This is a genomic window from Xanthobacter agilis (assembly GCF_021730435.1).
Classification (GTDB): domain Bacteria; phylum Pseudomonadota; class Alphaproteobacteria; order Rhizobiales; family Xanthobacteraceae; genus Xanthobacter; species Xanthobacter agilis.
In genome coordinates this window covers 12,057-24,878 of sequence record NZ_JABWGX010000011.1, presented here as the reverse complement: position 1 = coordinate 24,878, position 12,822 = coordinate 12,057, and the positions used below count along the sequence as shown (strand labels likewise).

11 protein-coding genes and 1 tRNA gene are annotated in these 12,822 nt (G+C 66.8%); 6 read left to right on the top strand and 6 right to left on the bottom strand.

Going from position 1 to position 12,822, the window contains the following annotated elements:
* Nucleotides 1-59: 59 nt before the first annotated feature.
* Together HUW53_RS09815 and HUW53_RS09810 are read right to left on the bottom strand one after the other, a co-directional pair.
* Entirely contained in the window at nucleotides 60-542 is a 483-nt protein-coding gene (locus HUW53_RS09815; protein ID WP_237345574.1) for a hypothetical protein, read from the bottom strand.
* A gap of 105 nt (nucleotides 543-647) precedes the next feature.
* Nucleotides 648-1,205, bottom strand: a complete 558-nt coding sequence (locus HUW53_RS09810) for a hypothetical protein (protein WP_237345573.1) — start codon at nucleotides 1,203-1,205, stop codon at nucleotides 648-650.
* A gap of 226 nt (nucleotides 1,206-1,431) precedes the next feature.
* On the opposite strand from HUW53_RS09810, the gene HUW53_RS09805 reads away from it, so the two are divergent.
* From HUW53_RS09805 to HUW53_RS09785, 5 genes are all read left to right on the top strand, one after another.
* A complete protein-coding gene (locus tag HUW53_RS09805; RefSeq protein WP_237345572.1) occupies nucleotides 1,432-2,151 on the top strand; it encodes a TlyA family RNA methyltransferase in 720 nt (239 codons plus the stop codon).
* 5 nt (nucleotides 2,152-2,156) lie between these two features.
* Nucleotides 2,157-3,380 carry a class I SAM-dependent RNA methyltransferase gene (locus HUW53_RS09800; protein ID WP_237345661.1) on the top strand — a complete coding sequence of 408 codons (1,224 nt, stop codon included), beginning with the start codon at nucleotides 2,157-2,159 and terminating at the stop codon, nucleotides 3,378-3,380.
* 136 nt (nucleotides 3,381-3,516) lie between these two features.
* Nucleotides 3,517-4,425: a sulfate adenylyltransferase subunit CysD gene (gene cysD / locus HUW53_RS09795; protein ID WP_237345571.1), complete on the top strand. Its 909-nt coding sequence runs from the start codon at nucleotides 3,517-3,519 to the stop codon at nucleotides 4,423-4,425.
* A complete protein-coding gene (gene cysN / locus HUW53_RS09790; protein ID WP_237345570.1) occupies nucleotides 4,425-6,320 on the top strand; it encodes a sulfate adenylyltransferase subunit CysN in 1,896 nt (631 codons plus the stop codon). Before cysD ends, cysN begins: the two co-directional genes overlap by 1 nt.
* Before the next feature lie 136 nt (nucleotides 6,321-6,456).
* Nucleotides 6,457-7,077 carry a YcgN family cysteine cluster protein gene (locus tag HUW53_RS09785; RefSeq protein ID WP_272904176.1) on the top strand — a complete coding sequence of 207 codons (621 nt, stop codon included), beginning with the start codon at nucleotides 6,457-6,459 and terminating at the stop codon, nucleotides 7,075-7,077.
* On the opposite strand, the gene HUW53_RS09780 is transcribed toward HUW53_RS09785, so the two are convergent.
* Nucleotides 7,035-7,604 carry a TMEM175 family protein gene (locus tag HUW53_RS09780; protein ID WP_237345569.1) on the bottom strand — a complete coding sequence of 190 codons (570 nt, stop codon included), beginning with the start codon at nucleotides 7,602-7,604 and terminating at the stop codon, nucleotides 7,035-7,037. The genes HUW53_RS09785 and HUW53_RS09780 overlap by 43 nt on opposite strands.
* A 275-nt stretch (nucleotides 7,605-7,879) precedes the next feature.
* Between HUW53_RS09780 and HUW53_RS09775 the strand changes: the two genes are divergently transcribed.
* Complete coding sequence (locus HUW53_RS09775; protein ID WP_237345568.1) at nucleotides 7,880-8,101, top strand: hypothetical protein; 222 nt, start codon at nucleotides 7,880-7,882, stop codon at nucleotides 8,099-8,101.
* Between the two features lie 628 nt (nucleotides 8,102-8,729).
* Here HUW53_RS09775 and HUW53_RS09770 read toward each other — a convergent pair.
* The 3 genes from HUW53_RS09770 to HUW53_RS09760 form a co-directional block, all read right to left on the bottom strand.
* Complete coding sequence (locus tag HUW53_RS09770) at nucleotides 8,730-9,326, bottom strand: hypothetical protein (protein WP_237345567.1); 597 nt, start codon at nucleotides 9,324-9,326, stop codon at nucleotides 8,730-8,732.
* A gap of 88 nt (nucleotides 9,327-9,414) precedes the next feature.
* Nucleotides 9,415-9,490 (bottom strand) — tRNA-Ala (locus tag HUW53_RS09765).
* Between the two features lie 43 nt (nucleotides 9,491-9,533).
* Complete coding sequence (locus HUW53_RS09760; protein WP_237345659.1) at nucleotides 9,534-12,803, bottom strand: efflux RND transporter permease subunit; 3,270 nt, start codon at nucleotides 12,801-12,803, stop codon at nucleotides 9,534-9,536.
* Between the last annotated feature and the right edge of the window lie 19 nt (nucleotides 12,804-12,822).

Sequence of the window (12,822 nt, the reverse complement as noted above, 5' to 3'; positions counted from 1 at the left end):
CCGGGCAGACGACGTCAAGCTGATGGCCGCAGCCGCTTCCGCCCGGCCTGATGACGAAGTCAGCTCTTGGGCTTGCAGGCGGCCTCGAACTTGGCGAACACCTCGCCGACGCCCGACAGGCTGAGCTTCTGCTTGGCGCCCTTCACCTCGATGGAGAGGCTGGAGCCGCCCTTTGTCAGCGCCTTCACGTCAGCGAGCGTGGTCGGAGCTTCCACGTCCACGGCACCGGATTCCTCATTGGCGATGGCCTTGCCGGCGAGACTTTTCTTCACGCTGCCCGCGGACAGGATGAGGCGGGCGACCGCGTCCTTCTCAAGGCCCTTGGAGCCGATCTGGCTCTGCGCGGTCACCCCGTCCGCGCCCGGCTTGCATACGAAGAACAGCATGACCTCATCGGTCTCCGGCACGCCGAAGACCAGAGCGGCGCTCTCCTCGGTCTGTTGCAGGTGCCAGGCCATCTTCTGCTGGGCAGCGGCCGGGAGTGTGAGGACCGCGAGCGCGGAAGCGGCGAGCGCGGAAACGGCGAGGAGCGGACGGAGCATGAACGTGTTCCTTTTGTTCCGGCGCGGATCATAGTCGCTGTCGCGGGAAGGTGAAGAGGGCCCGGCGCGAAACGCCGGGGCACGCAGAGCATGGTGTGTGCCGCATTAGCGTCGCGTTTGGCAGGCCCTGCGAAAATCCGGCAGCTTCGCCTTGGCCCCGGCCAATGGGAAACTGGCGGTGGCGCCGGGCGCCCGCACGGTGAGGGTTTCGCCCTCGGAGAGAAGGTCGAGCACCCGATCGTCGAGGGCCACGGCCGCTTCCGCGACCAGCGTATCCTCGCCGACGCCGCGGAAGGTGGAGGCGGCCAGCTCCAGCCGGCGTTTGCCGGCGGCCAGCGACAGGGCAACCCCCTCGCCGGAACGAATCTTGGTGGATTTCACTTCCACCGTGAATTGCAGCAGCCGGGCGCCCGGCTGGCAGGACACCGCGAAGACGGGGTCGGCCGTGCCCGGTACCCCGAAACGCAGGACCGTGGTTTCGTCGGCGCGTGCGATGAACCAGACGCGGTTGTCCTTGGCCGTCTCCGGATGTTTCGCCGGCTTGGCCTTACCTCCGTCCGCGGCATTGGCCACGGCCGCGCCCAGCCCGAGCATCAGGAGGACGAGGAAAAGGCTCCGGCCGGGAGCGGGTCGCGCCGGTCTAGGTCTGATGTGCTGTCGCATGGGTCCGCGTTCCGTTGCACGCCAATACGCCCCGGCCGGCGGTCGTTCCCGCCCAGGTGACGTCCGCTTGGCATGCGATCGCCAATTTGCTTCCCCCGCGGGCATGGCATATCACGGCCATCATCCTCTCGCGACTACCCATTCTATGGCGTTGCGTCGCGGGGTCACCGCCGGGCTCGGTCGCGCGTTCAAAGGCGCGAAGCCGCGTTGCAGCAGGGCGCCGGGCATGCGCATTGATCGATTGTTGGTGGAGCGGGGCCTGTTCGAGAGCCGGGCGCGGGCTCAGGCGGCGGTGGCTGCCGGGCTGGTGCGGGTGAATGGTGTCGTGGTCACGAAGCCGGCGGCGGAGGTGGCGGCCGATGCCCACATCGAGGCCGCCGACGTGCATGATTTCGTCTCGCGCGGGGGGCTGAAGCTGGATGCGGGGCTGACCGCGTTCGGCATCGATCCGGCGGGGCTTCGCGCGCTGGATGTGGGGGCTTCCACCGGCGGCTTCACCGATGTGCTGCTGCGCCGGGGCGCGGCTCATGTGTTCGCCGTGGACGTGGGGCGGGAGCAGTTCCATGCCCGGCTGCGCGGCCGCCCCGAGATCACGCTCATGGAGGAGACCGACATCCGCAGCCTTGACCGCGCGGCCATTCCCGTGGCGGTGGATCTGGTGGTGGTGGATGTGAGCTTCATTTCCCTGAGCCAGGTGCTGCCGGCCGCGCTGGCCTTCGCGGCGCCGCGGGCGTGGTTGGTGGCGCTGGTGAAGCCCCAGTTCGAGGCGGGGCGCGACGGCGTGAAGAAAGGCATCGTGCGCGATCCGGCGGTGCGCGAAAAGGTCTGCACCGCCGCCGACGATCTGGTGACGGGGCTCGGCTGGCGGGTCAGCGGCATCGTGCCGTCGCCCATTACCGGCGGCGACGGCAATGTGGAATATCTTCTGGGAGCAGAGCGCCCGTGACGGCGATGATGGTGGATCTTGATGTGCGCCGCGTGGGGGCACAGGGCGATGGCGTGGCCGAAGGGCCGAATGGCCCGGTGTTCGTGCCCTATGCCCTTGCGGGTGAAAAGGTGCGTGGGGTGCTGGAGGGTGAGCGCCTGACCGGCCTTGAGGTTCTGGAGCCGAGCCCGGAGCGGGTGGCGCCGGAATGTCCCCATTTCGGCCGCTGCGGCGGCTGTCTTCTGCAGCATTGGCAGCTCGCGCCCTATCTCGACTGGAAGCGCACCCTGGTGGTGGACGCCCTGGCGCGGGAAGGGCTGGAGGTGGAGGTGGCGCCGCTGGTGGATGCCCATGGGGAGGGCCGGCGGCGGGTCATCTTCCATGCCCGCCAATATGGTGTGCACACGGTAGTGGGGTTTGCCGAACGTAAGTCGCACGCCATGGTCGCCCTGGAGGCCTGCCCGGTCCTGGCGCCGGGGCTCGATCTGGCTCTGCCGGCGGCGCGGGCCGTGGCGGAGGCGCTGGCGCCGCTGAAGAAGCCGCTGGACCTCCAGGTGATCGCCACCGATACCGGGCTCGACATGGATGTGCGCGGGTCGGGCCCGCTGCCGCCGGCCCTGCTGATGGACCTCGCCGTGCTGGCCGAGCGGTATGGCTTGGCGCGGCTCACCCGTCATGGCGAGCTGGTGCTGCAACGGACCGCACCGGTGCTGGTGATGGGCGTGGCCCGGGTGGAACTGCCGCCGGCCGCCTTCCTCCAGGCGACGCGATCGGGGGAGGAGGTTCTGTCGCGCATGGTGCTGGCGGCGACGGCGGGCGCGAAGTCGGTTGCCGATCTGTTCGCCGGGGTGGGGACCTTCGCGCTGCGGCTGGCCGCGTCCGCCCGTGTGTTCGCGGCGGAAAGTCATGCCCCGGCCATGGCTGCGCTGAAGAAGGCGGCCCACGCCCCCGGTCTCAAGCCGGTGAGCGGGGAGGCGCGCGACCTGTTCCGCCGGCCGTTGCAGGGGGCGGAATTGTCGGCCTTCGATGCCGTGGTGATCGATCCGCCGCGCCAGGGGGCGGAGGCGCAGGCCCGGGAATTGGCATTGGCCAAGGTGGGCCGGCTCGCCTATGTCTCCTGTAACGCGGCCACCTTCGCCCGTGATGCGCGCATTCTGGCCGGCGGCGGGTGGCGGCTCGATCAGGTGACGCCGGTGGACCAGTTCCGCTATTCGCCCCATGTGGAATTGGTGGCCACCTTCAGTCGGTAAGGTTCAAAAGCCGCAGATCTAGTGTTGAATAATGTACAGACACAAAATGTATGGATTATGTCTCCAGAGGCATGTAGGGCTGGCGGCTTAACGCCGATGCCGCAGCTGGCCAGGGCATGAAGGAGTAGCCGGGTCGATGTCGTCTGAGCGCATGACGCATTTGAAGCGTCTCGAGGCCGAATCCATCTTCATCATGCGGGAGGTGGCCTCGGAGTTCCACAATCCGGTGATGCTGTATTCCATCGGCAAGGATTCCGCGGTGATGCTGCATCTCGCGGTGAAGGCTTTCTATCCCTCGAAGCCGCCTTTTCCTTTGATGCACATCGATACCACCTGGAAGTTCCGCGAGATGATCGCCTTCCGCGATCGCATGGCGCGGGAACTCGGGTTCGAGCTGATCGTGCACTCGAATCCGGACGGGATCGCCCAGGGCGTCAATCCCTTCGATCACGGATCGAGCCTTTACACCCATGTGATGAAGACCGAGGCGCTGAAGCAGGCGCTGACCCTGCACGGCTTCGACGCGGCCTTCGGCGGCGCCCGCCGCGACGAGGAGAAGAGCCGGGCCAAGGAGCGCGTCTTTTCCTTCCGCACCGTCAATCACGGCTGGGACCCCAAGACCCAGCGCCCCGAGCTGTGGAACCTCTACAACACCCGTGTAAAGAGCGGCGAGAGCATCCGGGTGTTTCCGCTCTCCAACTGGACCGAGCTCGACATCTGGCAATACATCCTGGCTGAGCGCATTCCCATCGTGCCGCTGTATTTCGCCGCCGACCGGCCGGTGGTGGAGCGGGGCGGGCAACTCATCATGGTGGATGACGACCGCCTGCCCCTCCAGCCCGGCGAGGTGCCGCAGGTGAAGCACATCCGCTTCCGCACCCTGGGCTGCTATCCGCTCACCGCCGCCGTGGAGAGCGACGCCGACACGCTGGAAGCCATTGTCGGCGAAATGCTCACCGCCCGCACCTCCGAGCGGGCGGGGCGCCTTATCGACCATGACGAGGCCGCTTCCATGGAAAAGAAGAAGCGGGAGGGCTATTTCTGATGTCCGCGCAGCCCGAGTTTTCCAGCTTCAGCGATTATCTTGCCGCTCAGGAAGGCAAGAGCCTGCTGCGCTTCCTCACCTGCGGCAGCGTGGACGACGGCAAGAGCACCCTCATCGGCCGCCTGCTCTACGACACCAAGCTCCTGTTCGAGGACCAGCTCGCCTCCCTTTCGGCCGACAGCCGCAAGCACGGCACGGTCGGCGATGACCTCGACTTCGCGCTGCTGGTGGATGGCCTGGCGGCCGAGCGCGAGCAGGGTATCACCATCGACGTGGCCTATCGCTTCTTCGCCACCGACAAGCGCAAGTTCATCGTCGCCGACACCCCCGGCCACGAGCAATATACCCGCAACATGGCGACCGGAGCTTCCAATTCCGATCTCGCCGTGATCCTGGTGGACGCCCGCCAGGGCATCCTGACCCAGACCCGCCGCCATTCCTACATCGTCAAGCTGCTCGGGCTGCGCCATGTGGTGCTGGCGGTGAACAAGATCGACCTGGTCGGGTTCTCGCAGGCGCGGTTCGACGAGATCGTGAAGACCTATGCGGATTTCGCGGCCGATTTCGGCTTCGAGACCCTGGTGCCGATCCCGCTGTCCGCCCGCTTCGGCGACAATGTCATCGAACGAAGTGCCCATACCCCCTGGTATTCCGGTCCGACCCTGCTGGAGCATCTGGAAAATGTGGAGGTGGCGAGCAACGCGCTGGCCCGCCCGTTCCGCATGCCGGTGCAGTGGGTGAACCGGCCGAACCTCGATTTCCGCGGCTTTTCGGGCACCGTCGTCTCGGGCCTCGTGCGGCCGGGTGATGCGGTGGTGGTGGCCGGGTCTGGCGCGACCAGCCGCATCAGGTCCATCGTCACCAAGGACGGGGAGCTGGAGGAGGCGGGCGCGGGCGAGGCCGTCACCCTCACCTTGACTGATGAAGTGGATGTCTCGCGCGGCGATGTGCTGGCGGCGGCGGCCGATCGGCCGGAGGTGTCGGACCAGTTCGCCGCCCATCTCATCTGGATGCACGACGAGCCCCTTCTGCCGGGCCGCCCTTATCTCATCAAGATGGGCACCCGCTCGGTGGGCGCGCAGGTCACCGAGATCAAGCACAAGGTGGATGTGAACACCTTCCAGCGCCTCGCCGCCAAGACGTTGAGCCTCAACGAGGTGGCGGTGGTGAATGTCGCCATCCATGAGGCGATCGCGTTCGACCCCTTCGCCGAGGTGCCGGAGACCGGAGCCTTCATCGTCATCGATCGCATGAGCAATCTCACGGTCGGCGCCGGCATGGTGGATTTCGGCTTGAGGCGCGCCACCAACGTGCACTGGCAGCAGATCAACGTGTCGAAGGACAGTCGCGCGGCGATGAAGGGCCAACGGCCGGTGGTGCTGTGGTTCACAGGCCTTTCCGGCGCCGGCAAGTCCACGGTGGCGAACTTCGTCGAGAAGAAGCTCAACGTCGAGGGCCGCCACACCACCATGCTCGACGGCGACAACGTGCGCCACGGCCTCAATCGCGACCTCGGCTTCACCGAGGCGGACCGGGTGGAGAATATTCGCCGCGTGGCCGAAGTCTCGAAGCTGTTCCTGGATGCGGGCCTTATTACGCTGGTGTCCTTCATCTCGCCGTTCCGCGCCGAGCGGCGCATGGCGCGCGAGCTGATGGGTGAAGGCGAGTTCGTGGAGATCTTCGTCGACACGCCGCTGGCGGTGGCGGAGAGCCGCGACGTGAAGGGGCTCTATAAGCGGGCGCGGGCTGGGCAGATCAAGAACTTCACCGGCATCGACAGCCCCTATGAGGCGCCCGAGCACCCGGAGATCCGCCTGGACAGTGGCGTTTCCGCTCCGGAGGACATGGCCGACCAGATCGTGACCTATCTGCGCGAGCGCGGCTATCTGGGCTGAAGCCCGGTGCCGGGGGATCCGATGGAGATTACCGCGCCGCGCCGGCTTCCCGCGCGGCGCGGCCTTGCATGCCTGTCATCCCTGCGTTAGCGAGCGTCGTTGCCGTGGGTCGCGGTGACATGCTGAAGAGGTGGCCATGAGCCGAACGCCCGAAAAGCTCCCTGTCGCGCCTTCGGAAAACCCGGTCGCCGCTTCGCCGCAAGGCCCGTGCGGGGAGCCTGCGGCACCCGCTGCCCCGTTCTGGCGCACGACGCCCCTGGCGGCCATGAACACGGAACAATGGGAAAGCCTGTGCGACGGCTGCGGCCGCTGCTGCCTGGTCAAGCTGGAGGACGAGGAGTCCGGCGCCATCGCCTATACAGACGTGGCCTGCCGCCTGTTCGACGTCGAGGGCTGCGGCTGCCGTGACTACGCGCACCGTTCGGAGCAGGTGGAAGACTGCGTGCGGTTGACCCCCGAGGCCGTCGCGACCTTGTCCTGGCTGCCGCCCACCTGCGCCTATCGCCTGCTGCAGGAGGGCAAGGATCTGCCCTTCTGGCATCCGCTCGTCTCCGGCGATCGCGAGAGTGTGCGCGCGGCCGGGATCTCCGTGGCCGGCCGGGTGGCGGGGCTGGAGGACCAGTTCGGCGTCTTCGAGCTGGTGGAACGGCTGGTGAACTGGCCGGTGCGCTGGCCCAGGGGGGCCAAGGGGACGGGTAGAGCGACGGGTTCCGGTCAGCGGAACGCCGGCAAGCGTCCCAGCACGTTGAGGAGATAGGCATACATGGCGTAGTGCGGTGCCCATAGGCTGACGAGCACCGACGCCAGTGCCGAGCCGATGAACACGAACATGCGCCTCTCCCCGCGCCGCGCCTGCGGCCGCGCGTCCTGCGGAACCTCCATCCGATGCAGGGGGATGGAGAGGGCGCCAAGGGCGATCATGTTCGCCGCGTAGATCCACACCGCCGGCGGAAATTGCCCGTAGCGCCCCACCAGCGCCGACGAGAACGGCACCATGGTGACGAACAACAGGAACCACAGCCACAGATGCAGGGTCCGCGCGGCCACCGCGTCGGTGTCATGCCGGAGCGCGACCGCGTTGCGCCACATGGCGCCCAGGACGAAGAAGGAGATGACATAGGCCACGGCCTGGGCGCTGAGGCCGGCGAGCGCCTGCCACAGGGCATCGGTGCTGGTGACGTCCACGCCGTCCGGCACGCGGATATCCACCACCAGGAGCGTCATGGCAAAGGCGAAGATGCCGTCGGTCAGGGCGTCGACGCGGGCCTTCGGGAATGGGCGCATGGGGAGCCTTCAGCGGTGCGTTCGCCCCATCATAGCGGGCATGGCGCGGGCGTGGGCAGGCCCATCTTTCGGTCGATCCGGCGGGGTGAGGGCCGCATTTTGGCGCTTGTCGCGGACGGGAATGGGCATTTTTTGATCGTGATCAAAGTCTGTCCATGGCGCCGCCGCTATTTTGTCGGCGAGGGGTTTCCGGTGCCGCCTGCAGGCGGGGCTTGAGGCGCCTTCGGTTTTCCTTCGCCGTTTTGGCGATCCCCGCATTGATCACGGAGCATTCCATGTCCGCCGTTGCCCAGACCGCCGATGAAGTTCTCATCCACGTCCGTTTCCAGCCCAACGCTGAAGTGTGGACCATCGACAGCTGCCCGGAAGGTCTGAGCCCGAAGGCGTGGTACGAGCGTCTGCTGGCCGGCGCCTCTTCCTATTACCAGACCCTGGCCAACGGCCGCGGCTTCTTCCGCATCCCCACCGCCACCTTCGCGAGCCTCGCCGCGAAGTGATCCGGAATTGAAATGATCCGGCATATGCCGCGATCATGTCCATCGGCCGCCTTTTAGGGGGCGCAACAGTGTCACGCACCTCGGGGGCTCGGCCACCGGGGTGCGTTTTCGTATGCGTGGGCCCCTTCCGCTGCCGGCTCCGGGCGCCTGTCATCGCGATGGATATGGCGCGGGGTGGAATGCGCGGCGTCCCCTTGCCCGAGTCGCCGGCTGGTGTGGCTGAGCGGGCTCCACGCGAACGCGCCAGCAAAGGCTTCCGGCGGTAGGCGCAGCACACTGAGCAAGAATGGAGCCACGCGAATTGCGGGGACACGGGGCGCGTTGGCTGGTGGCGCCTGGCCTGCTGTTGCCCGTGGATGACTGTGGCGTGAGGCGCGGCCGGCGCCTCGCGACCCTGCGGCGGTATCGTCGGTGCGATGCGCGGGGGGAGGCTGAACACGCGGGGTGCTTGGGGCGCCTCATGCTGTTCGTCCTTGGCACTGTGGCCGTCTTCGAGCGGAGGTGCTCCTTACGGGGCGTTCGGTGGAGCGGTTCTGGATCGTCTGAGCGAGGTTTTTTAGTGTGCCTGCAAGAGGCGCGGGTGAGTGGGGGCGGGGCGGTCGGCGGTCGCGCTCAGCTACTTGCCTTTTTAGGGCAAACAGCTTCGTAAGTCCCAAAAGGCATCTCTGGCGATGCAAAATATCCTGTCAAAGTCGTCCCATTCAAATGAGAATGGGCGCTTCACGCTCTGGCCGCCCCCAAATGTGGCCACAACCTCGTAATATTCGGCGATCGCAGCATAGTCTTTTGCACCCTCCTTGTCGGTCTTCGGGGCGGGATATCGACCAGACCACATGAGCGTTGTCTTGACGAGCAGCAAACGGCCTGGGTCTTGCCCTGTCAGGGAGGGAAGTTTGGCATCACGCCACAGCGCCGGGACATCATGGGTGTGGCGGACCTTGGTTACGTGGTCTTGCGCCACTCCAAGTTCGATCTGCTGGGCGATGACCGCTTTGACGACCAGTTCCAGGGCAATGGAAGCTTCGCGTTGAAAGGCTTCCAGCAAGGCTATCGAGGGGGCTCCATCGTAGTCGACTGGCGCAGCTTCAGTGGCGGAAATCTGCTCAGGACGTGTCGATAGGATGCGCGCCGCAAACCGGGCGTTGTCCGCCCTCTGCCAGTAGTGGAACGGTGCGCGTCGGCGCATTTCATAGGTCGATAAATGTTGCGTCGTTGGGGGCAGCACGTCCGGCTTGTCTCCAGGTGCACACCTCAGCGCAGGCCCCGCCTAAGTCGCGGGCCTTTTTCCGAAAGATTCTTCAATGAAGAGCAATTGGTGGAGCCGAGGGGAATCGAACCCCTGACCTCTGCAGTGCGATTGCAGCGCTCTCCCATCTGAGCTACGGCCCCGTTCCTTGGGAGGCGCCCTTTTACGGGGCACCTCCCCTGGGTGTCAAGCGGAGGGGTGCGGATTTTCCGATGTCCTGTGGATGGCGTCCATGTTGTCCACATGACCTTGAGGCCGTTCGCGCTCGCCCCGCAGCGCCACATAGATGGCCGGGATCACCAGCACGGTGAGCGCGGTCGAGGACAGGAGCCCGAAGAACAGGGAGATGGCGAGCCCCTGGAAGATCGGATCGGTCAGGATCACCGCCGCGCCGATCATGGCCGCCACCGCCGTCAGCAGGATCGGCTTGAAGCGGATGGCGCCGGCTTCCAGCAGCACTTCCTTCAGCGGCCGTCCCGGCGTGCGGGCATGGCGGATGAAGTCCACCAGCAGGATCGAGTTGCGCACAATGATGCCCGCCAGTGCGATGAAGCCGATCATCGACGGGGCCGAGAACGGCGCGCCGAACAGCCAGTGGCCGAACACGATGCCGATGAAGGTGAGTGGGATGGGCGTCAGGATCACCAGCGGCAGCTTGAACGAGCCGAACTGCGCCACCACCAGGATGTAAATGCCCAGGATGGCCACGCCGAAGGCGGCGCCCATGTCGCGGAAGGTGACCCAGGTCACCTCCCACTCGCCGTCCCACAGGAGGGTCGGCTTGCTTTCGTCCGCCGGCTGGCCGTGCAGCGAGATGACCGGCTTGGGCAGGTCGCCCCAATCCATGGCGTCGATCGCCTTGCCCACGGCGATCATGCCGTACACGGGCGCCTCATAGGCCCCGGCTAGATCCGCCGTCACCATCTCGGCGGCGCGTCCGTTGTGGCGGAAGATGGGGTAGGACGAGGGCTCGCGGCTCACGTTCACCACATCGCCCAGCTCCAGCACGCCGCGCCCGCCCGGCACCGCATTGGCCGGCACCGGGGTTGAGAGGGTGCGCGCGTCCACCTGGCGGTCCGCCTTGGACAGGGCAAGCCGGATCGGGATTGCCGGGCGGCCCTCGCCGCGATGGGAATAGCCCACCGTGGCGCCGCCATAGAAGGCGCGGATGGCGTCGTAAACGTCCGCCTGCTCCACCTTGTAGAATTCAAGATTGTCCTGGTCGATGGAGAGCCGCACGCGCTCGGCTGTGGTGCCGAAGCTGTCGTCCACGTCCACGATGAAAGGCACGCTCTCAAACGCCTGGCGCACCTTGTGCGCCACCGCGCGGCGGGTGTCCGGATCGGGGCCATAGATCTCCGCCAGCAGGGTCGCCATGACCGGCGGGCCGGGGGGCGGCTCCACCACCTTCAGGGCGCTGCCGGCGGGCAGGGGAACGGCCTTGAGCCGCTCGCGCAGCTCGAGCGCGATGTCGTGGCTGGTGCGGTGGCGCTCGCCCTTGGGACTGAGGTTCACCTGAATGTCGCCCTGGCGCGGCGCGGCGCGCAAATTGTAATGGCGCACCAAACCGTTGAAGTTGAAGGGCGAGGCCGTGCCGGCATAGGTCTGGAACGAGACCACTTCCGGCACCGGCGAGAGCGTGTCCACCATCTGCTGAAGCAGCCGGTTGGTGTCTTCAACCGAGGCGCCCTGCGGCAGGTCCAGCACCACGTTCAGCTCGGTCTTGTTGTCGAACGGCAGGAGCTTCACCGTGACGTGCTCGGTGTAGAAGGTGGAGAGGGAGGCGAGCGTGATCGCGCCCACCACCAGCAGGAAGGTCCACGACCGCGCCTTGGTGCGCAGGATGGGTTCGGCCACCCGCACATAGAGCTGCCCGAGCTTGCCGCCGTTTCCCGCCTCGTGGGCATGGGCCACCGCCGCCTTGGAACTCGCCGCCTTCAGCATCAGCCAGGGGGTGAGCACCACGGCGACGAAAAAGGAGAACACCATGGCCGCCGAGGCATTGGCGGGGATGGGGCTCATGTAGGGGCCCATCATGCCGGACACGAACAGCATGGGCAGCAGCGCCGCCACCACGGTCAGCGTCGCCACGATGGTGGGGTTGCCCACCTCCGCCACCGCCTCGATGGCGGCCTGGTCGCGCTTTTTGCCGTCCTTCATGGCCCAGTGGCGGGCGATGTTCTCGATGACGACGATGGCGTCGTCCACCAATATGCCGATGGAGAAGATGAGCGCGAACAGGCTCACCCGGTTCAGCGTGTAGCCCATGAGCCGGGACGCGAACAGCGTGAGCAGGATGGTGGAGGGGATGACCACGGCCACCACCAGCGCCTCCCGCCAGCCGATGGCCACGCCCACCAGCACGACGATGGACAAGGTGGCAAGGCCGAGATGCAGCAGCAGCTCGTTGGCCTTCTCATTGGCGCTTTCGCCATAGTTGCGGGTGATGGTCATCTCCACGTCGGAGGGGACCATCTGGCCGCTCAGCTCTTGCACACGGCGGAGCACTTCGTCGGCGATGACGACGGCATTGGTCCCCGGCCGCTTGGCGATGGCGAGCGAGACCGCCGGCACCCGCACCAGCTGGTCGCCGGCGCCGTGGCGCACGTCGTAGACGCGGCTTTCCTCCGGCTCGGTGGCGAGCGTCACCTTCGCCACGTCGCGCACATAGACCGGGCGCCCGTCGCGCGCGGTGAGCAGCAGGTTGCCGATCTCGGCCGGGGTCTGGAGGGTCTGGCCGGCGACCAGTGTGCGCTGCTGGCCATGCTCGCGCACCGTGCCGGCCTGGAACGAGCGGTTCGCCCCCTCGATCTTGGCCGAAAGCTGGGTCAGCGTGATGCCGTAGAGCGAGAGCTTCTCGGGGTCGGGCTCGACCCGGATTTCCTCGGGCTGGTCGCCCACGATGTAGGTGAGGCCGATGTCCGGCAGCTTGGTGATTTCCACCTGGAGCTCGCGGGCGATCCGCGTCAGGCCGTTGGCGGTCCAGCGGGCGGCGGCATCCGGCTTGGGGGTGAGCGTCACCACCAGGATGGCCACGTCGTCGATGGAGCGCCCGACGATCAGCGGCTCGGGAATGCCCACCGGCAGGCGATCGAAATTGGCGCGCAGCTTCTCATGCACGCGCAGGATGGCGGCATCCGGATTGGTGCCCACCAGGAAGCGCGCGGTGACGAGCACGCCGTCGTCGGCGGTGTTGGAATAGACGTGCTCGACCCCGTCGATGCCCTTGACGATGGTCTCCAGGGGCTCGGTGACAAGCTTCACCGCGTCTTCCGCCTTAAGCCCGTTGGCGGTGACATGGATGTCCACCATGGGCACGGAAATCTGCGGTTCCTCCTCGCGCGGGAGCGTGACGAGCGCGATGATGCCGAACGCGAAGGCGGCCATCAGCAGCAGCGGCGTGAGCGGGGACGTGATGAAAATGCGGGTGAGCGTGCCGGCGATGCCGAGCTTCACGGGGGGCGTGGGGGTCGGG